This window comes from Bacteroides sp. 14(A), from assembly GCF_000526555.1.
In the GTDB taxonomy this organism is placed as follows: domain Bacteria; phylum Bacteroidota; class Bacteroidia; order Bacteroidales; family Bacteroidaceae; genus Bacteroides; species Bacteroides cellulosilyticus.
The window spans coordinates 722,384-742,125 of the sequence record NZ_JAGH01000002.1; the positions used below are offsets into that span (position 1 = coordinate 722,384).

The window sequence follows — 19,742 nt, forward strand, 5'->3', positions numbered from 1 at the left end:
CATTCACAAAGATATATTTTTTATTCTTAGGGTAACATGGCTGTTCAGACTTAATAACATAACAAATGCCAACAGCCCAAGAAACCGGCTACCGGAAAGCACATCATTCCGAACAAAAAGTTACCGGAATGTCTTTTTTACTAACAGATGCCTCTCTGAAAACACCCCAAACAGAATCCTGCCGCATAATCCATGGAATATACATGCACGTTTTCTGCATAAAGCAGGCCGTATATACAATACTTATGCAAGAGAACTATACTTCTTCCATGAAGGAACTATAGATCTGAGGCGAAGGATCTATAGATGTAACGCGAACCATCTATAGATGGGAAACAAACGGTCTATAGATGGGAGACAGACCATCTGTTTTCAGTGCACAGACCATCTATTTTTCTATTATTAGAGTTGTACGTATTTATGTATTACACTATCAATCAACAAAATATTGATTTTCGTTCGTTTCTTTCCGTTCTTCCCTGCATCGGGACAGAAATATCGCATTCTCACTATGCATAAAAAGCAAAGTGTCAAAAACGCAAACATATGCAAACACACCATACTGCGGTATGCCCGGAACGAGAGAGTCGCCACAATGGATGAACTGAAAGGTATCCGCAACTTATCCCTCTGGACGACCGTATCTTATCGGAGAACTTAGAACCTATTCCTTTCAAACATCCGGTTGCCAATAATAAAAACGAAGCGCTGTCCTGGTGCTTCAAACACGAGATGTGGCACAGTGCCGAAATGGAAACGATAAAACGGGCATTAGGGCAGCCTGCCAAGTGGATGTAATTGGGTACATCGGCACAATTAAAAATTGTATAGCAGTTCTTCCAACGTAACACCACTATCCGCTCCCATCTTTTCCATACGGATACGTTTCAGGCGTTTCTTCACGGAATCCCGCTCCAGATGCATCACTTGTGCCATACTCGACTGAGACAATTGCATTTTCACCATGCAGCAGTAACGCAAGTCGTCTTTATTGAGACTTGGATAAGTCTGCTGTAAACGTTTCGTAAAGTTGTCGAAGATAATATCAGCATTCTGCACAATGTCATCCCAGTCTTCATCTGAAAGGATGACATTGCCGCCCTTCTCTAATTCTTGCACCACCTTCTGACTTAATCTCCTGAAAAAGGTTTCCTTCAGCCTTGCTTCTTTTTGTTCCATTTCCACCATGCGGCGAAGACTCTCGGAAGTGGCCTTACGTTGTTGCTTCAGTTCCTTTTCCTGTTGCACGAGCTGATGTTGCTGCGCCATCAGGCGATTACGGTTACGGCGATAGATGAAATATACCGCACTTGCCACCCAAACCAACAGCAAAGAGATTGTGGTCATCCAATACACATTACGCTGCCTTTCCGCAGCCCGGGTACGCCAATACAGGTTTTCTACCGAAAGCTGTTCGTGTTTGTAAAGCTCTTGCAATGCAATGGCTTCCTCAGTATGACGATACTTTCGTATGGTATCGGATAATTCAATAAAGCGTTGTAGCATAGGATAGGCATCTGAAGCACGGCCCATTTTATGATATATTTTCGCCATATTATTATAGGCGTCGGCCACCGAAGAAGGCTCCGGACTGGAGATAACTTTCTGAAAATAGTGATATGCCGAATCATATTGTCCCAGTTTTCCAAACAACTCCAACTTTACTCCATAGAGCGAAAGAATTCTTGCAGTATCTTTAGCCGGACGAAGAGCTATTGATTTATTTATATAATCCAGTGCCTTGGCAGGCTCTCCTTGCTGAGAATAGATACTACCCAGATTTGTATAGATGAAAGGAAGTTGCCGAGGAACAGAATCGGCTAAAGCCGCCTCATAGGCCGCCTGAGCATAGTAAAGGGCGCTATCCAATTGGTTCAGAAACAAATATCCGGTAGAAATATCGCACAAGGCCATATTCTTATAAAACATATTTCCCAAATCCAAAGCCGCCTTCAAGGCTTCTTTGGAATAACGCACCTTACCGGAATATTCTTCCTGATTCAGACAAACAACTCCCAACCAGGTATTCACCCGGTAGAGCTGCTCATGATTACCACTATTTTGCAGGAAAAGCAGAGCTTTCAGAAAAGATTGCATGGCATCGCTCATCCGGTTAAGCCGTCTGTCCAGATGTGCTTTGCAATAAAGGGCCCGTTCGGCATAAAGAGAATCGCCCGATTGGCTGAAATATTTAATTGCCGGCAGTAGCAGGGTATCTGTAGCTGCATTCAACTGTTGTTTCCTGTGGACAGCCTCGGACATCAGTAAGGCATAAAGTGCATAATCGCGTTTCGATAAGTTATGCAACGGTTCTTTAATCTCATTCATTACGGTTATGGCGCTATCCGTCTCCCGTTCCGCCATCAACTTCTCCGCCAAGGCCACGCGATTATCAGGACCACAAGCAACCAACATACCACCCCATAGGATTATCCCTATCAAACTCTTCAATCTCATCTTCAATATCGTGTTATTCGTACGAATCCATCATCACTTCTCCAGTCTCTCCATGAATCAATATCACTCTGGCCATATCCGGCTGAATGGAATCGCGTATATCAATCTCCCACACCGGAATACCTTTTTGCCCGTCTATATACTGATTTACACTGACATGGGTGGTATCCGATAAATTAATATTCCTCAGTTTGGCAAAGATATAAATATCTCTCCATGTATACTTAAAAGCTTTTTCACTTTTTTCGTGCAAGCAAGAGTCAGGCGCCTGTGTCTGCTCATCTTCAGGGAAACGAACTTCTACTTTTTCCGATACTTTTGTTGCGGTCACCGAATTGATCTTCCGTATTACTCCCCATCCTAGCCAGCCGTCTTCCAACTCTATTTTAAGATAGATGCCTCGTTCACCGCTGAGCCGGTATGCAGAGTCAATGGGCAAGTAAATGCGAGTGTAACGATCACCTTGTATAAATATCTCCCCATAAGAAAATGTATTCAGCAACCATGCAGCAGAACGGGGAATGTTACTCTTACGCGTCCTGTCGTGTGGAGCGATATTGACAATTATATACTCACGGGTCTGTACCCCGGAAGTAAAGCAACTGTTCAGCCAGAACAGAAAGACAACCAGCACATTGGTACATAATCCCACTACAATACCTCCACACATAAAGGCATAAACGAAGTTTCTCCAATGATACCACCGCCCAGTGCTTTTCTTATAGATATAAACCATGTAGCCACACATCGTTATTGCCATAAGGAGAATAACGATTTTCCGGTTCAATCCTAAATAGCTGCCGGAAGAAAATGCAGTATGTATCAGCATTTCCTCTTCTATATACCACATCCTGCAATGCAACAGGAAGAGAAAGACAAAGGCAGGCACCAGAATTTTCCATAGTGCCATTCTTTTCTTCGGCTGCTGTCGGGAGGCATCTTCGCCATGAACCGGTTGCTGTTTGGGTCTAAATTTCTTTCTGCTCATAAATACGGAAAAGCGAAGTGATTACTTGGTTTCTTCCCACTCTTTTTCCAGCTTACCATCGATATCATAGAGTTTCCATCGCCCGATGCGCCGCCCATTCCGACATTCACCCACTTCACGTATACGATCGTTCTTCACGTAACGCGACTCAAACGGACCGCTCTGCCGGCCATTTATGTAGGTGGATATTTCCCAGTAATCATAGCGATTTGTAACTATCAGACGACGTTCTTTTCCATTGATACGACCGTATTGATAGGTGGCTTCATAAATAAGTTCACCATTCTCAGGATCGTACTCACGATAGAGCCCGTCTTTACGGTCATTTTTCATGTAGAATTCACGCTTACGGGTACCGGTTTTCCTATCAAACGAAACATGCAAGCCTTCTTCCCTGCCATTGACATAGGTTTCTATCATCAATGTATCACCACTTTCGGCAATCGTAATCCATCGCCCATCTTTCTGGTCATTCTTATAATGCCCCAGCACATGAGGAAGCCCAAAGATAAATATGGAGGAATAATCTCCGTCTTTCTGCCCGTTCTCATTATAATAAACGGTTTCATGAAGCTCATAGGTCCCTTTCATGAAAGTGAATTGCTTGCCTACCTGCTTACCATCTTTATATGTATGATCCATGCGCAATGTGCCGTCAAAGTCATAGCTTAATTCCTTACCATCCTGTTTTCCCATACGGTAGTTCCTTTCGCGTTCCACTTTACCGGTGGTATAGTAAGTTTTGTGCGCACCGTCCAATTTCCCGTCTTTATAAGACTTCTCTTCTTTCAGTCTCCCCTCATCGGAGTACATCTTGAAGACACCGTTTTTGCGTCCCTCTTTATAAGCACCCTCACATATCAGTTTGTTGTATTCATGCTCTTCATACTTACCATTGTAAAGGCCTTCTTTAAAGTCAGCCAGGATATAGGCAGAATGATAACCGTCTATGATACGGTGCTCACCATCCAAGGGTTTATCAGTCTTCAAGTCCCGGAACAAGATGCGGCCGTCTCCCATATTTATAGCTGACACCTGCTCTATCTGATACTCTTTCTGCGCACAGACATTCAGAAAGGCAAAAAGCAAAAGCCCAATAAATAAAATCAGCTTTTTCATTATGTCCTACAATTTTAAGAATCAATCGTTTTCCGCATCTTTAAGCATCTGCCTTATTACATCCGCATGATCGAAATAATCGTTTCCCGATAAGGTCAAGACATTAGTCAGACCGATAATGTTGCTGTCAGAATCGTAAGAAGTCAGTAAACAATACATCTCCTGCCCTAATTTATCCTCTTCCACATGAATCTGGACCGGTGCGCTGTATGCTCCGGGCAACTCTGCCAGATACTCAAAGTCTTTTCTGAGAAACGCTTCCAGGATTCTGTTTATATCGGTTTCATCGCGTTTGAACTTCTTCAAACCCACCTCTTTTATCTTACCTCCACTCTCGCTATTATAATAATCGAAATTGCTCAAATACGCTGCAAGCAGACATATTAATACAGCAATTACTCCGACCGTCCGAACCAACCAACCCGCTACAGGGATAAAACCAGGAAAAATAACAATAATAACAGCGACTACAGCCAATCCATAATAAAGCATCGGCTTAACATTGTTCTTTCTTTTTTCAAATTTCACCGGGTTTGCTGCATAGAATTCACCCATATAGCTTGGGTAGAGTTTTGTTTGATTTTCCATAAATATTACTTTTTATAATGATTAATAATAGTTCCATCTTTCCTGGTTATCGTATGAAAACAAAAGTAAAAAGTAACCTGTAAATAATGAAACAATCGTGGGGGATAAATGAAGGGGATAATCCATAAACTAAACAGCTGTTTTTCAAATGATAACTCTATATAAAGGATAGACAAATAAGGGGACATTTGCATAAAGGAACTGATTCCATCAATAGCTTTTCATAAAGAACCAATGAAGGAGCAACATTACCTGCTACCAGACATATACTTTCTTGCTTGTCCCCATATTTTTATAATTACTACTATCTGATTCACTTTCCCGAATCGGATAACATCTTTTTCTGGAATCAGATATTTTCTCTGGTTCATCTGCAAAAAAGGCAATTACTTTCATAACTTGTATTCCAAAACAAAACCGGGATGATGAGATATAAATCTCATCATCCCGGCATTTACTTCCTAATTATTGATGTTTTATTTCGTACTTGCCAACATTAAAGTAACATTATCATCATTCATTTCATAAATAGTCTTTTTAATACTGCTGTCGTAAGCATTGCTCTTGGAGTTCCAGCGGGCATAGCTAAGTTCAACTTCATTGTTGGCATAGAAAACATCCATCTTGAAGTAAGGAACCCAAGCTTCTTTTGAGCTGTCCCATTTAGAAGCTTCCTTGCTGATCACACGATTTTCTGTATCGTAAGTGTAGGTGTAACGGAGGTGGCGATACAGATGTCCATCTTCGTTCTTAAAGATAGTCTTTGCGGTCATCAACTCGCCGGTCATCTCTTCGTTCTTCACATACTGAGTAGGATTACTTGCACTTGCAGAAAAGTTCATTACACTGGCCATTACTACTGCCAACATTACCACTGCTTTAGAAATTAAGTTCGTTTTCATAATCGTTATTTTTTTATTGTTATTACTTCTTGATGTTTGAGAGGAAGTCTTTGTCAACCGCCTTCGACAATATATAGTCAATTGGCGTGCCAAAACAGTAAATCACTGATTATCAACGAATATTTAATTTTAAGCGATGTTCATTTCCGGACAAGTGTCCGCATAAAAACGAACAGTAAGGACAAAAAAATATTCGAGACACAGTTTAGTGCCCCGAATAAATATAGTAATCAAATAGCCGGAACTATATGTTTTCTTCCAGCATCAGCCCCACACCTTTCACCGTTTTAATGCTGACTGATGAATCTTCAGCTATCAACTTACGGAGTTTCGTGACGAATACATCCAGGCTGCGGGAAGCAAAATAATCATCTTCCGTATTCCAGAACTTATCAAGAATGGCTTCGCGGCGTACTACATCTCCTCTGTTCTCACAAAGCATTTGCAACAGTCCGGCTTCACGGGCGGTCAATGTCTTGTTTTCACCGGATGAATGCTTCAATATGGCGTGCGTAGCATCAAGCACATATTCCTTTCCAATCTTGTAACATTCGCTTTCGTCCTTACTCTTTTCACCTTTGGAGAGTTTCAACAAAGCATGAATATGGGCATCCAGTTCTTCGGGAATGAAAGGTTTCTTGATATAATTGTTGGCTCCCAACTCATAGCCTTTCAATACATTTTTGGGAGAAACCAAACCGGAAGAAAAGATTATAGGCGTCTCTTTATCCACCTCACGGATACGCTTCACCATCTCATAACCATCCATGATGGGCATTTCTATATCCGAGAGAATGACATCGGGACGGTGTTCCCTCCACATTGCCAATCCTTCTTCACCATTGGCGGCTGCCAACACTTCATAGCCCTCTATGATATCTTCCAATCCGCTCTGAACGATGTAACGCAGGCTGGGATCGTCCTCAACTAACAATAACTTTATTGTATCCATGTCTTTGATATGAATTGTATTAACTTTCTATACTATAAATTATCAATTAACCTTCGCTCTTCCAATTCTTGCTTAAGCGTTTTCACAAGTTGCTCCTCCGAAGGTAAATAAATCTGGTATTTACTTGACAATATGGTAGTGTTATTTTCTGGTAGCGAATAACGAACTACCATATTATTTTTATCTGCACATAGCAATATCCCGATAGTAGGATTCTCTTCCGGAAGTTTTTCCTCCCGATCATAATAGTTCACATACATCTGTAACTGTCCTATATCCTCATGGGTTATCTTCCGGGTTTTCAGCTCTATAACAACAAAACAGCGCAGCAGACGATTATAAAAAATCAAATCTGCAAAGAATTCGTCATCTTCAAGTAGCAGACGCTTTTGCCGGGCCACAAAAGAAAAACCATTTCCTAATTCTAACAAGAAATCCTGCAAATGGGTAATCAATGCCTGTTCAAGGTCTTTTTCATAATATGCCGCTTCCTTTTTCAAACCAAGAAACTCTAACACCATAGGATCTTTAATGATTTCCAAAGGTGTCTCTGGGATACGCTCTCTACGTGCTACAGCCAAAACAGCCTCCTTATCATTACTTAATAACAAACGTTCATAAAGGCCTGAATTGATTTGGCGTTCTAACTCACGCGCTGTCCAACAATTGTTCATCGCTTCCAGTTCGTAATATTCCCGCTTATCCGGATTATCTATTTGAATAAGAAGCCTATATTGAGTCCAATTGAATTGTGAACGCAGTGCGTTCACAATTGGATAAGTTTTATAAAATTGGCGGCAGAAAGCCAATTGACGATAAGAAAACCCACTGCCAAATTCCGGGACAAGCTCCTTAGAGAGATTTTTCAGTAAGTAAGCTCCATAATCGGCACGCTCCTTTCCATCTTGTTCCTCTTCAAAAATACGCTTCCCAAGTGTCCAATACATCTGTACACGACAGAAGTCTACACTTCGTACAGCATTAGTGCGTGCCTGCTGGATGATTCCTTTGATTTCTGAAAGAAAATCTACCTTTAATGACTTATCTAACTCCATCTTTATCAGTTATGATATCAGCCACAAAAGTAATAAATTATTCGTTAACCCGAAGATAACATTGCGATATCATTCATTCTTATTCTGATTATCGCAAGCATGTTCTTCACAAAAGGATATGCCCAGCAGGCAGAAGTCCTTACGTTGGGAGTCTTCCACTTCGAATTTCCCAATCTGGATGTGCAACAAGTATCCGAAGAAGACCAGATAGATGTACTATCTCCTCAATATCAAAGGGAGATAGAGTTAATATCCAAGAAACTGGCACAATTCAAGCCGGATGCCATTGTCATTGAATGCCCTTTATACAAACAGTCAGAGATAGACTCTCTCTATAACTCATACCTTACCGGCAAGCATGAGTTGAACAGAAACGAAATTCAGCAGTTAGGTTTCAGAATAGCCCGAATGTGCAATGCCAAGATATACTGTGCAGATGCTTGGGGAGCACACACTACCCACATAGAGAAACTGCTGGATGATGATGAAAGTAATGAATATCTGGCTTTTGAAGAAAGTTTCTCGAACTCTCCCGACTCTGCTTTATACTATGAAGATGAACCCATCTTCAAGCAGCAGGGAATACTTGCACAACTGATACATCTCAATGATCCGGTACATATCAAGAAAGATTTAGGAAACTATCTTATCAAACATTTCAAGTATGAATCCGTCAAAGGCGATTATACCGGAACAGATTTTGAATCCGGAAGATGGTTCAACCGGAATCTAAGGATACTCAGGAATATCCAACGGATTCCCGATGCCGCCGGTAAACGAATACTGGTTATTTTCGGCGCAGCGCACATGAACATCCTGAACTATCTGTTTGAATGTTCTCCCGAATACAAACTACTGAATATAAACGATTACCTGAAGTAAATATCTGCTTCTTCTATTTTATCGGAAATGAGAACTTTGGTGGCCTAATCGTAGGGCCGCCACCAAAGTCACCACCGCCACGTTTATCAAACACCACGTTGCGCAGAATCTCGTACATTATTCCGCCTACATCCAACCCCAGCTTAAACTTCTCGAAGCGATAATAAGGTATCACAACGGGAGCCGTCTGCCAACCTCCACGCATGGCATCGTAATAGCGCTGGGCACCGACCTCCACACCAAAACGTTCGGACATATCAAGAGACATCGTAGCACCATAACTATTAGTGCTCATCCCATAAGAATTACCGATATCATACGAACCGAAGACATTGAAGGCAACCCGGTCAGAAGCACGATAAGTCAGCCTGCCCGCAGTACTGAAAGCTTGCCCGGTGATGTGAGACATATTTATCTTCATGGCATTGGCACGAAGTTGCAATGATAGCCGATCGTTAAAGATATGCTGATATCCTAACGAAGCATTATTGAAACGCCCGATGCCCGGAACACTGGTCTGGCTTCCGGAACCGAATACCGCTCCATGGGGAAATTGCCTTAATACGCCTCCTGTGCTATAATCACCCCGGAATAGCGGAGAAGGATTTATATGATAAGGTATACGGAGTTCCTCTTTTAAGGAGAAAGAAGGTAAATCACCTAACTGTATAGGATTTATCAAAGGGTATACAGTCTTTTCGGGAAGCAGGTTGACGGATGGAAGCTGAAATGCAGCTTTCGGCTTTATCAACATGCTATCAAGAGTGAAGCGTGTACTATCTTCCTGTGCAGAAAGCAACTGCAAACCAGAAATGAACAGAAAAAATAATCCCCAACGAATTGGGAGCCAAGATATGCCAACCCTGCGTGTCATAATCTACCTCCTTTGTTTTTTACGGACTCTGTATACAAAAATAGTAAAAGCCTATCTGAATAACAAATAGTTGAGCACATTTCATCTTTGCCAGCAGGCTTTTTTAACGCAAGGGGAATTGTAGCGTAAATTCACTGTAACTCCCTTCCATACTTTCTACCTTCACCATACCACCGTGAGCACTCACCACCTGCAACACATAATTCAATCCTAACCCGAAACCTGATGCACTCGTCTTACGACTGCCGGAAGCAACCCTCTCGAACTTATTGAATATCTTATGCTGTTCGCTCAAAGGAATGCCAATACCGTTATCATGCACTCTAACAATGGTTTCATCCTCTGTCTTTTTACCTGAAAGAATGATCAGAACCTCTTCATTAGAGTACTTGACGGCATTGTCCACCAGGTTGGAAAGTATCTCACGCAGACAGAAAGCATCCGCATAAACACTACATCCTTCTTCACAATCTATATCGAAATGAATCGTCTTCGCTGCTTTCAACTGATACTTTTCTGCTATATCCCGTAACAACGGTCTTAAGGCAACTTCTTCTTTATGTAGTTCCAATTCTCCACGATCTATCTCTGTCAGCATTACTACGCGATTGGAAAGTGTCAGCAGATGTTCGCACTCATCTCCCATTACTTGCCTGTAACGGGCCAGCTTCTCAGGCTTATCCGCCAACTTACCACTTGCCAAGATATGTGCTCCCATCATGACAGACTGCAGCGGTGACTTCATATCATGTATCATGGAGTAAGTAAAGTCCTTCTGAAACTGCTCCAACCGACGCTGTGCCCGCAACATACGTATCTGAAAGAAAACACAGAGAGATACGAAAAGGAAAGCAATAAGCAGCGGCACCTGCATATACCATGTGGTACTCATAATAGTACGTTGTGGTGAACGAACCACAGCAAAGATGCAACTCGTACTATCCTTATCCAACGGAAACAACCGGGTAGTAATATCCCCGAAGTCAACAGCCGGACTACCAGTATAAAGTATCAACTCCTGGGACGGATACCTGATCCAACGGATATCCGCCCTATCCGGAAAGCCTGTTTCCAAAAGCTGTTTCCTGAAAACACTGTCGGCAAACTGCAAGGAGAACGGAATGGGCACACGGCTACGCAGACTAATCGTATCCTGTATATCATAAGCCATCTTTACGCGGAAATCTTCATCAAACTTATTGTAAAGATGTCGTATGACACTCAACTGTACCCGGTAACGATAACCTTTCTCCAGATATACCTTATAAAGTTCATTCATCATACGCCTCGGATAAGGGAGAAATTCTCCCGGTGAACTATCCCAATTAAAATCAGGATTAGCCTTAGTGAAAAGCGGATACCTATGTAAGTCTGCCTCCCGGTAGAAAGCCTCTTCCAATTGCTCCTCCGCCTGATACCGTATCTTTTGAGATGTAATATAATACAAATATCCCGACCAGACAGCCAGCAACAGGAATACTCCAGCCAGGCTGACTATAGAAATTGCTTTAAGAGAAATAGGCCTGCCTGTACTTCCTTGCCGGATTTCTGCTTTGGCATGTGCCAGAGTAGCATTGGTTCTCTCAAAGAGTACGTTGCTTTGTGCCTCTATCTCTTGCCAGTTTTCTGTGGTTATCAAGTTCTTCATCCGGCTGACGGGATGTTTCATTTCTTCGGCCAACGTATAGAAGTCCTGTTGTTGTTTCTGCAAGTCATGCCGTTGACGGAACACCGACTTCATTTGTACAATCAAGGCATAGACAGCCGTACCCAGCAATAGCCATGTAATGAATGACAGTAACAGGAGTCTCTTCTCCATCTCCTTGGCAGGGAAAGAAAGAATGACACGGACAGCCTCCCCACGGGATTTAAAGGTAAAAGCAGTTTCGGAAGTAACAGCGGCAAAGTTACGGATACTTACCTGAGGATTGGTACTTGCCAGCACCTCATTTGTATTTACATTAATGCGCTCCACGGTCAGCGTTCCATCCATGTCTAACTTCCGCAACTTATTGTGCAACACGCTATCTATGGTGGCTAACGGAATTTCTTTTATTCCATACACCCGTTGCAAAGCCTGTGCCACCTGCTGGGAAGTACGCTTATTCCTTTCATTCCCATCAATCCGCTTGTATTTAGGATTGGGTGCATACGCTATGATAGCTATTGAATTATCAGGATAAGGAAGGTTGTTCACCAAATTATCCACTGTCTCCGTGAAAGACATCCAAAAACACTTGTTTAGTAACTTCTCTGCTTCCTGCATCTGTGCATGGAAAGCATAAAGCATTCCACCCAACTGTATCAACACAACAGCAATCAGACTCACAAGTGAAAGAGAGATGACAGTACGTAATTTCATCTTATCCGTTTATATTCGCCTGCAAAAATAGCAAATAACTATGGATCACGGAGTAATGTACTACTTTTTATATGCGATGAGAATGCATTCTTTCCAGCCAATGGCAAGGTACGATGAAAAGAAACGAACGAAAATCAGCATCTCACTGATTAAAAGAGGAATATAAAAATACATACAACTCTAAAAAAATACAAGGAAAGCTTTCCAGAGTTGCAAAGATATCGTTAACCTAATGATAACATTACGATAACATTCATCCTCATGCCCCTGCCCTATCTTTGCAACATCAAAAGTAACGAAATATATAACTTAAAAAATAAAATCATTATGAAAGCTCTAGTATTATCAGTAGTATTCGCATTGACATCAGTAGTAAACGCAGTAAGTGGTAACAACGTAAAAGACTTCGCTTACAACAGTGAGAAACAGGAAAGCGGTGTAGAAACCCAGACAGTCTATAAAGTAAAAGAAGGCAAGTATCTGGAACGCCACCTGCAATACAACTACACACATGATGAAAAAGGACGTGTATCCGCCAAGGAAATTCTGAAATGGAACCAAGACAACAGTCGCTTTGAAAAGCAGTATTGCCTTAACTTCAGCTACACCGACAACGAAGTAAACGTGGAATATGTAGCATGGAACAGCAAAGCCGGCGATTACACAAATGTGAAAGCTAAAGCCGTTTATCAGACGAATGAAAATGGCATGAACTACATGGCTTATAGCTGGAATGAAAAGGAAAACTCCTGGAATCTGGTGACAGAACACAACGCTACCCACTGGAGCGGTGCCCTGCTGGCAAACAAGTAACTTTCCTCTAACAATAAACACCCTCTTTTAAATTCCTAAAGAAATGCGGCTACCGGAAAAGCAATCCTCCGATAGCCGCATTTTTTGATTTACCCAATATACAATTCGGAGGGAATCAGTTTAAAATCCACAAACTGGTTCTCTACCGGATTGGCTTTCAACAAGAAAGGAACGATACCATCCGAAGGAAGCGCTTTGCGCGGAAGAGCCGATTGCTTATCGAATTTATAAGTAGCACACCAGGCATCGGCATCACCGGATACGCTTTTGCCGATACGGAAGCAAAACTCACTCTGACTATCGCGCAACGTATTAATCAGTTTACGGCAATCATCCGGCACAGTAGGACTATCTGACAATTCGCTGATCTTTTCTGCCATTTGCGATAACCATTCCACATCGTGAATGTGCTTCTTGTCGAGGGCAAAAACAAACACTGCCGGATAGTAATCGTTGTCTCCCGGTCTCCACAAAGCACTGTTGGCCTGCACCACTGCTGCATATATAACGGGAGACTCCGTATATTTCTTCTTCCAGCGATCCTTGAACAACCAGGGAGCATTGCCTGCCACTGCCCTGAAGAAGGGAGTTTCCATGTCCCGGGGTGTTTGCAGATAAGGTTTCAATCTATCCAAGCGAGTAGGATTATCGAAAGCCTCCTCTTCTTCGTCATCATCTTCCGGCACGGGCGGTCTGTTACGCAGTCCGCTCACGTCACACCCTTGCGCTTCCAGCTTCGCAATATCTTCTTCTGTCAGGCTATTCTCCCAGTCTTTGCCGGGGTTCACAAAAAATGCCATAATAATTTTAGTTTAAGAGTTAATATTCTGTCAAATAGTTAATATAATAATACATATTAGTTAAGCCTCTAAGGAAGGTGTAACAAAAGTAGGAAGATACCCATGAACGGGAAAACAAATAGGGGGGATAAATGAAGAGAGAGTTTTATCCCGTAAGAGTATGTTTATCAAGATATTATTATCCAGTAAAAGTAGAAAGGAAAGGGGACATTTTCAATTTACCAAAGAAACAGCAGACGTTTTAAAGGAAGAAAACAAAGAATTCCTACCTTAATCATTCAAAGTTCCTGATTTCACAATAGTCTGAAGATTAAGATTATTACAAGTAATCCATTGGCGGAATTAGTTCCTTTTTGTAGGGTTATGAGTTAAATGATAAATAATCTTTTAGACGCGGATGACACGGATAACGCGGATTTTTTTTATCCACTTTTATAGCGCAGCCTTTTAAATCCGCGTTATCCGTGTCATCCGCGTCTAAAAAATAATATACCGAATGGCGCTAATCACTTATCACTAAACACTAATCACTTTTGTTCTTTTCTATACCTAAATAAATCAATTCCACCAACAGGTTACAAATAAGGTATCTCCATAGTCTATATCTATAGAGTATCCATTGGTGAAATCAAGATAGAACCTGCATATGAGAATACTATAAATAAGAAGAGTGATAAGCCGCTGTAAATAAGACCAGTGCCTACTTCTTCAATAAGACATTATTAATCAGATATTGTTCTATTATGGAGAAACGTAAGCTCCACTTTATCGGAACATTTGTCTCCTTATTGTGAAACAAGAGTTTCTTCTCTGAGAAACCTTTGTTTCTTACCTAAGAAACTTTTATTTCTTAACCAAGAAATTTTTGTTCCACAGGCAAGGCACTTTTGTTCCAAGAGGAAGAAACAAAATGGAACAAGTAGAGGCGTGACAAAGCACCGCTGTCTCCCTCCTCAACCACAAGGAAAGGCATAATCTTACGACTATACTTCCCGCTTGAAAACAGGCTTATTTGCAGAATTCCACCATCGGATTAAGAAACTCTTTTTATTAACCTAACGATAACATTACGATAACATTCATCCTCATGCCCCTGCCCTATCTTTGCAACATCAAAAGTAACGAAATGTATAACTTAAAAAATAAAATCATTATGAAAGCTCTAGTATTATCAGTAGTATTCGCATTGACATCAGTAGTAAACGCAGTAAGTGGTAACAACGTAAAAGACTTCGCTTACAACAGTGAAAAACAGGAAAACGGTGTAGAAACCCAGACAGTCTATAAAGTAAAAGAAGGCAAGTACCTGGAACGCCACTTGCAATACAACTACACACATGATGAAAAAGGACGTGTATCCGCCAAGGAAATCCTGAAATGGAACCAGGACAACAGCCGATTTGAAAAGCTGTATTGCCTCAACTTCAGCTACACCGACAACGAAGTAAACGTGGAATATGTAGCATGGAACAGCAAAGCCGGTGACTACACAAATGTGAAAGCCAAAGCCGTTTACCAGATGAACGAGAACGGCATGAACTACATGGCTTACAACTGGAATGAGAAAGATAACTCCTGGAATCTGGTAACAGAACACAATGCAACAAATTGGAACAGCGCTTTGCTGGCAAACAGATAATTACTCTAACAAGAATTCTCTCTTACAGTTTCCAATGAAAAACGCGGCTGCCGAAAGATAATCTTTCAGACAGCCGCGTTTGCAATTATCACTTAAAGTCAGTCTTCGTGTTTAGAATATTCAGAGAATTCGCAACCAAACTCTTCTACCATCATATTGTCCATCTCATCGGCCTTCAATGCCAGATTCACCAGATTAGTAAGGATCTCATCTTCCGATGCATCCGTAATGTCAGACAGATGTACACGATATGCTATGTAAATCTGGCGTCCTTCAATACCCAGTTTGTAAGGACTGAAATCTTCACTCAGGATATAGTCGAGTACCCTTTCCACCTCTTTCTTTGGCAACAGATTGATAGGAGAAACAGCAAACAGATACGTATTTTCATAAACAAAGATACGCACTTCGGAACTGCCTTTATGGAATGTCCAGGAGTCATAACCGTCACGAGCAAGAATCGGATTAACTCCCATCTCACGGATGGCACGTTCGCAGAAAGTACTCAATGAAGACGGTTCGCGCTCTTCAAAGATACCTTCGGGCAGCTTTTCGCCACATGAAGGGCAGAATTCTTCCTCTTCCGATATCAGTTCGTCACAACTGTCGCACTGCACCTGAAAAGCTGTACGGTCCGCAGCCTCCACAAATTCAAGCAGCTTCCGTAATGCTTCCACACGGATACCGAAACCCATATTGTCGGCATTACTCAGCTTACTCACCGTTACTCCTACCACTTCGTTCTTTTCATTGAAGATAGGACCGCCGGAATTACCGGGATTCACCGCCGCATCAGTCTGTATATAATACTTTCCATCCACCAGTTGTTTGGGCGAAGACACAGAGCCTTCGGTCACCGTAAAAGGCATACCGTAAGGATAACCGGCCACACAAACCTTTCCACCGATGGACAAGGAATTATCTCCTGCCAGATTCAGGGAAGGCAGGGCCGAGAAATCACCGTCTACGGACAACAGGGCTATGTCCAATGAAGGATTCACCAATACCACCTTAGCCAAATAAGGATTCCGGTCATTATCATGTACCGCCACTGCATGAAAGCCTTTCACCACATGGTAGTTCGTCACAAAAAGATCATAGTCTTTCAGATAGAAACAGCTGCCTGATCCACCTGCATGGGTTACTTTAAAAACCAACTGATATATATTGTTCTGTTCCATTGATTCATTGTTTTTAATCTGTTATTGTTGTCCGCCAAGTGCTTGTTGCATCATCTTCTGTTGAAGTTCCTGCGCCAAACGCATATATTCGGCCATATCTCCCTTCATCATGGCAGACTGCATATCAGCCTGTGCCTTCATGATTTCCTCTTGCAGAGATGCTGCCATGCCCTGTATTTGCTCGATGGCTTCTGCCGATATCCCTTCCAGGTCATCCTCATCCGGTTCCAGATCACCTTCCATTATTTTATCCATTGCGTTATAAAGGATTTCAGATGCATCCTCCAGCGGCTTACCGCTTGCTTTCTTAAGCGCATGCGAAAGAATTACGTTAATGTCATCCTGCACATCATTATAAAAATAAGCCTCATAGAAGATATAGAGTAGACGTACCACACTCCGCTCATAGTTTTCCGTCTGAATGGCTTCAGTAGCTTCTTTATAGACACTCATAAAGTTCTCCTGCATATTCTTCAGAGACGAACGTCGCTTGGTAGACACCAATGTATCTACGAAATAAAGATCAGCCGCCAGTTCCTCTTTAGTCATGGCAAGCAATTTTTCAAGGAAGGCCTTACCTTTCGCCACCACCTCGGCAGTAGGCAATTCGGCATCCATATCATCCACCGCTTTATCGAGATCATTCAATAGCTGGCCTTGCGGACGGGCAAAGTAGGAAATCTGATAGAAAGTCGTATCGAGTACATTCCAGGAGTAGCCATATTTCCGGTCGGCATCATACTCTTTCACGGCTTCCAGTGTTTCGCGGCCCAAGATTTGCAGACCTTCATAAATGCGGTCTATCTCTTCCTGCGGATAAGAGGTGACCTGCGGCTCATAGCACCGAGTAGCACCGAACTTCGTACAAAACTCGTCATCATATTTATCACCGATGTGGCAGATATTCTGTAACACGAAGTACATCTTATGGGGATGGCTCTGCGAGAGAGAACACGTGTACTCCATTCTCAACTTATCGTTGTCCTTCACAAAGCGAGGCAACAGCAGTTTGTTCAGATTCAGGTCTGCAATCTGTCGAAGCATGGCTACACGCCCTTTCTCGGGCAAGTTCAGGAAGTCGGCACTGATACGGTAAAATCCGTCTTTTACAGAGATATGCACCAGGATAGAACCGTGTGGAATATGAAATTCAGTACCATCCGTATTGCCATACTTCGTCCGGAAGTCCGCATTCAGGTAATCCAGCAAACTGTGGAAAGCTTGCAGATACTCGCCTTGGTTATACAAGTCCACGCTCTTTTCGTAAGCCTCCGTATGAATGGAACTTTGCGTGGAGTCCACTACGGGAGGAATAAATGTAAGTGTTTGTTTCATGTTATAATATGGTTTTAAAGGATATCTGTCACCTGACAGGCAAGGTTTATGTCATTATATATCTCTTCAAGCAGATGTTCATTGTCCAGTGCCTGTTTGCGAAGACAGAGGAAGCCGTCGGGCATCACTCCCGCATAGTAAAAAGTATCTTTGCTGAAAGAGAGCATCATATCGTGCCCGAATGTTTCGCGCAGACGGGTAATCTGACGCATGATTGCCGGTGTAAGTATCATACGGGCAGTTATTTCGTCATCGGCATAAACCACGAAATACTTCTCGAAATCCGGGTCTTCCAGATGAACGAAACGGGCATTATAGCGTTTCTTCAAGCCCTGGATATTCTTTGCCAGATAGCCGACCTTTTGTTCCAGATGGTCGGGCAGGATAATCGTGCTGCCTTTAAAACTACGTTCCAGACGACACCAGCCAAACATGCCGCGGAAGTTATGCGCACTGCTTTCATACCTGGAAGCAAACAGCGGACGGAGCACATAGCGGTAAAGCATCACGAAATAGCCCGCTACAGAGTTGAGCTCCAACTTATTCATCAGCCCATAGGAAACCCCTATATCGGCTATATAAAGGGTACGATCCCCTCGCGGCACTTCCAGATAAGCATAGGTGGTAGCCGCCAATGCCGGATCGGAAAAAGAAGAATTAAAGAGCTTGCTACCGGATAATATACGCTGGTCCAGTTGCGAAGAGAAGGAGAAAAGAACCGATGGAAACATAGCAGACATAATGCTGCGCATGATATCATTTTCCTGCCCTTGGAATTTCATAAGAGAGCGGCTGAATGCAAAGTTCAGCACAATAAATCCCATAAAAACCGGGAAAATGTATTGCGTAACCACACTGTAGTTCTCTAATCCGATGTATCCAACAAGATAGCCCCCAAACAGGACGAACATCATCCAGCAAAAGACAAAGAGATAGACTATGATGCTCAGAATACGAACGATCTTCTGCCAGAAATATACACGGGAAAGTTCGGTACGAAGCCTTTCGGAAAGGCTTTTGAAGTCAATTGATTCCATATTACATCTACTTTAAAAGTGCACTGACATCCACATTCCGCTGTTCCTGTTCGGGAATATCAATCAGTTCTTCCTGATGATGATTCTGCCGGCCGGCCACGATGGAAGAGGGAAACATCTCAATGGAGTTATTATAGTCGGTGACCGCAGCATTATAGGTGCGGCGTATAGCTTGCAGTTGCAATTCCATATCTTCAATGCTCCTTTGCAGTCGGGTGAACTGTTCGCTTGCTTTCAGTTCCGGGTAATCTTCTACGGATAATTGAAGTTTGGAGATTAAAGAAGAAAGCTCATTACCGGTTTTTATCTGTTCACTCTCCTGTGAAGGCTGAAAAGTGCGTGAACGAAGTTCTGCGATACGGGTTAGCGTCTCATTCTCATGTCCCATATAGGACTTTACGGCAGCTACCAAATTCGGTATCATATCGTTCCGCTGCTTCAATGCCACGCAAATGCCGCTACGGCATTGCTTTACCCGATTCCGCTTTGCAATCAGATTATTGGCAGTCCAGATATACCAAAGTACCAATAAGATGATAAGGGCTATTCCGATATAAAGAAGTATTCCCTGGTTTTCCATAATTTTACTTTCTGATATAGATTAATAATAGTTGTATCGTATCTACTTACGAGAACGGAACAAAAATAAGAAGATAGACATAAAACAGGAAAGAAACAGGGGGGACAAATAAAGAGTCTCATTTTTAGTATAAACCTATGTTTTTCAACTAATTATTATCATTAAGCAGAGAAGAAGC

General features: G+C 42.2%; 17 protein-coding genes and 1 pseudogene. 4 read left to right on the top strand and 14 right to left on the bottom strand.

All coding sequences use genetic code 11. The features are described 5' to 3' along the window. Positions 1–630 precede the first annotated feature (630 nt). A pseudogene (locus K429_RS30880) lies at positions 631–798 on the top strand (DinB family protein); the annotation flags it as partial. Positions 799–816: 18 nt separating this feature from the next. Here K429_RS30880 and K429_RS0110335 read toward each other — a convergent pair. The 7 genes from K429_RS0110335 to K429_RS0110365 all read right to left on the bottom strand — a co-directional run bounded on the left by K429_RS0110335 (position 817) and on the right by K429_RS0110365 (position 8,061). Further along, the gene (locus tag K429_RS0110335; protein WP_022209979.1) at positions 817–2,457 is read right to left on the bottom strand and encodes a tetratricopeptide repeat protein; all 1,641 of its coding nucleotides are present in this window, start codon (positions 2,455–2,457) and stop codon (positions 817–819) included. A gap of 13 nt (positions 2,458–2,470) precedes the next feature. Further along, complete coding sequence (locus K429_RS0110340; protein WP_026366856.1) at positions 2,471–3,445, bottom strand: hypothetical protein; 975 nt, start codon at positions 3,443–3,445, stop codon at positions 2,471–2,473. A 21-nt stretch (positions 3,446–3,466) separates the two neighbouring features. Next, positions 3,467–4,564: a toxin-antitoxin system YwqK family antitoxin gene (locus K429_RS0110345; protein ID WP_026366857.1), complete on the bottom strand. Its 1,098-nt coding sequence runs from the start codon at positions 4,562–4,564 to the stop codon at positions 3,467–3,469. Between the two features lie 21 nt (positions 4,565–4,585). Then, positions 4,586–5,152, bottom strand: a complete 567-nt coding sequence (locus K429_RS0110350; protein ID WP_026366858.1) for a hypothetical protein — start codon at positions 5,150–5,152, stop codon at positions 4,586–4,588. Positions 5,153–5,628: 476 nt separating this feature from the next. Continuing rightward, positions 5,629–6,054 (bottom strand): DUF3836 domain-containing protein, encoded by a 426-nt coding sequence (locus K429_RS0110355; protein ID WP_026366859.1) that lies wholly within the window; start codon positions 6,052–6,054, stop codon positions 5,629–5,631. A 244-nt stretch (positions 6,055–6,298) separates the two neighbouring features. Then, positions 6,299–7,006, bottom strand: coding sequence for a response regulator transcription factor (locus K429_RS0110360; protein ID WP_022209984.1), 708 nt, complete (start codon positions 7,004–7,006; stop codon positions 6,299–6,301). A 32-nt stretch (positions 7,007–7,038) separates the two neighbouring features. Then, on the bottom strand, positions 7,039–8,061 hold the full coding sequence (locus K429_RS0110365; RefSeq protein ID WP_007211373.1) for a YhcG family protein: 1,023 nt from the start codon (positions 8,059–8,061) through the stop codon (positions 7,039–7,041). A 99-nt stretch (positions 8,062–8,160) separates the two neighbouring features. On the opposite strand from K429_RS0110365, the gene K429_RS0110370 reads away from it, so the two are divergent. Further along, positions 8,161–8,943: a DUF5694 domain-containing protein gene (locus K429_RS0110370; RefSeq protein ID WP_026366861.1), complete on the top strand. Its 783-nt coding sequence runs from the start codon at positions 8,161–8,163 to the stop codon at positions 8,941–8,943. 13 nt (positions 8,944–8,956) lie between these two features. Here K429_RS0110370 and K429_RS0110375 read toward each other — a convergent pair whose 3' ends face one another. Continuing rightward, positions 8,957–9,817: a hypothetical protein gene (locus K429_RS0110375; protein WP_026366862.1), complete on the bottom strand. Its 861-nt coding sequence runs from the start codon at positions 9,815–9,817 to the stop codon at positions 8,957–8,959. Between the two features lie 103 nt (positions 9,818–9,920). Next, the gene (locus K429_RS0110380) at positions 9,921–12,179 is read right to left on the bottom strand and encodes a sensor histidine kinase KdpD (RefSeq protein WP_026366863.1); all 2,259 of its coding nucleotides are present in this window, start codon (positions 12,177–12,179) and stop codon (positions 9,921–9,923) included. A gap of 261 nt (positions 12,180–12,440) precedes the next feature. Between K429_RS0110380 and K429_RS0110385 the strand changes: the two genes are divergently transcribed. Further along, positions 12,441–12,992 carry a DUF3836 domain-containing protein gene (locus tag K429_RS0110385; protein WP_081750862.1) on the top strand — a complete coding sequence of 184 codons (552 nt, stop codon included), beginning with the start codon at positions 12,441–12,443 and terminating at the stop codon, positions 12,990–12,992. A gap of 89 nt (positions 12,993–13,081) precedes the next feature. Here K429_RS0110385 and K429_RS0110390 read toward each other — a convergent pair whose 3' ends face one another. Then, positions 13,082–13,792, bottom strand: a complete 711-nt coding sequence (locus K429_RS0110390) for a hypothetical protein (RefSeq protein WP_026366865.1) — start codon at positions 13,790–13,792, stop codon at positions 13,082–13,084. Positions 13,793–14,879: 1,087 nt separating this feature from the next. On the opposite strand from K429_RS0110390, the gene K429_RS0110400 reads away from it, so the two are divergent. Next, positions 14,880–15,431, top strand: coding sequence for a DUF3836 domain-containing protein (locus K429_RS0110400; RefSeq protein WP_007211381.1), 552 nt, complete (start codon positions 14,880–14,882; stop codon positions 15,429–15,431). A 98-nt stretch (positions 15,432–15,529) separates the two neighbouring features. Here K429_RS0110400 and K429_RS0110405 read toward each other — a convergent pair whose 3' ends face one another. Genes K429_RS0110405 through K429_RS0110420 form a run of 4 tightly spaced genes read right to left on the bottom strand, consistent with a single transcriptional unit; the run spans position 15,530 to position 19,564 of the window. Then, positions 15,530–16,612, bottom strand: coding sequence for a trypsin-like peptidase domain-containing protein (locus K429_RS0110405; RefSeq protein ID WP_026366866.1), 1,083 nt, complete (start codon positions 16,610–16,612; stop codon positions 15,530–15,532). A 21-nt stretch (positions 16,613–16,633) separates the two neighbouring features. Continuing rightward, positions 16,634–17,947, bottom strand: a complete 1,314-nt coding sequence (locus tag K429_RS0110410; RefSeq protein WP_026366867.1) for a hypothetical protein — start codon at positions 17,945–17,947, stop codon at positions 16,634–16,636. A 14-nt stretch (positions 17,948–17,961) separates the two neighbouring features. Beyond that, positions 17,962–18,984 (bottom strand): DUF3137 domain-containing protein, encoded by a 1,023-nt coding sequence (locus K429_RS0110415; protein ID WP_022209822.1) that lies wholly within the window; start codon positions 18,982–18,984, stop codon positions 17,962–17,964. 7 nt (positions 18,985–18,991) lie between these two features. Next, complete coding sequence (locus K429_RS0110420) at positions 18,992–19,564, bottom strand: LemA family protein (RefSeq protein WP_007211385.1); 573 nt, start codon at positions 19,562–19,564, stop codon at positions 18,992–18,994. Between the last annotated feature and the right edge of the window lie 178 nt (positions 19,565–19,742).

What these genes read in the sequence shown, in the direction of transcription:
- K429_RS0110335 (WP_022209979.1), bottom strand. Translation starts at nt 2,457, where the DNA reads ATGAGATTGAAGAGTTTGATAGGGATAATCCTATGGGGTGGTATGTTG.
- K429_RS0110340 (WP_026366856.1), bottom strand. Translation starts at nt 3,445, where the DNA reads ATGAGCAGAAAGAAATTTAGACCCAAACAGCAACCGGTTCATGGCGAA.
- K429_RS0110345 (WP_026366857.1), bottom strand. Translation starts at nt 4,564, where the DNA reads ATGAAAAAGCTGATTTTATTTATTGGGCTTTTGCTTTTTGCCTTTCTG.
- K429_RS0110350 (WP_026366858.1), bottom strand. Translation starts at nt 5,152, where the DNA reads ATGGAAAATCAAACAAAACTCTACCCAAGCTATATGGGTGAATTCTAT.
- K429_RS0110355 (WP_026366859.1), bottom strand. Translation starts at nt 6,054, where the DNA reads ATGAAAACGAACTTAATTTCTAAAGCAGTGGTAATGTTGGCAGTAGTA.
- K429_RS0110360 (WP_022209984.1), bottom strand. Translation starts at nt 7,006, where the DNA reads ATGGATACAATAAAGTTATTGTTAGTTGAGGACGATCCCAGCCTGCGT.
- K429_RS0110365 (WP_007211373.1), bottom strand. Translation starts at nt 8,061, where the DNA reads ATGGAGTTAGATAAGTCATTAAAGGTAGATTTTCTTTCAGAAATCAAA.
- K429_RS0110370 (WP_026366861.1), top strand. Translation starts at nt 8,161, where the DNA reads ATGTTCTTCACAAAAGGATATGCCCAGCAGGCAGAAGTCCTTACGTTG.
- K429_RS0110375 (WP_026366862.1), bottom strand. Translation starts at nt 9,817, where the DNA reads ATGACACGCAGGGTTGGCATATCTTGGCTCCCAATTCGTTGGGGATTA.
- K429_RS0110380 (WP_026366863.1), bottom strand. Translation starts at nt 12,179, where the DNA reads ATGAAATTACGTACTGTCATCTCTCTTTCACTTGTGAGTCTGATTGCT.
- K429_RS0110385 (WP_081750862.1), top strand. Translation starts at nt 12,441, where the DNA reads ATGCCCCTGCCCTATCTTTGCAACATCAAAAGTAACGAAATATATAAC.
- K429_RS0110390 (WP_026366865.1), bottom strand. Translation starts at nt 13,792, where the DNA reads ATGGCATTTTTTGTGAACCCCGGCAAAGACTGGGAGAATAGCCTGACA.
- K429_RS0110400 (WP_007211381.1), top strand. Translation starts at nt 14,880, where the DNA reads ATGCCCCTGCCCTATCTTTGCAACATCAAAAGTAACGAAATGTATAAC.
- K429_RS0110405 (WP_026366866.1), bottom strand. Translation starts at nt 16,612, where the DNA reads ATGGAACAGAACAATATATATCAGTTGGTTTTTAAAGTAACCCATGCA.
- K429_RS0110410 (WP_026366867.1), bottom strand. Translation starts at nt 17,947, where the DNA reads ATGAAACAAACACTTACATTTATTCCTCCCGTAGTGGACTCCACGCAA.
- K429_RS0110415 (WP_022209822.1), bottom strand. Translation starts at nt 18,984, where the DNA reads ATGGAATCAATTGACTTCAAAAGCCTTTCCGAAAGGCTTCGTACCGAA.
- K429_RS0110420 (WP_007211385.1), bottom strand. Translation starts at nt 19,564, where the DNA reads ATGGAAAACCAGGGAATACTTCTTTATATCGGAATAGCCCTTATCATC.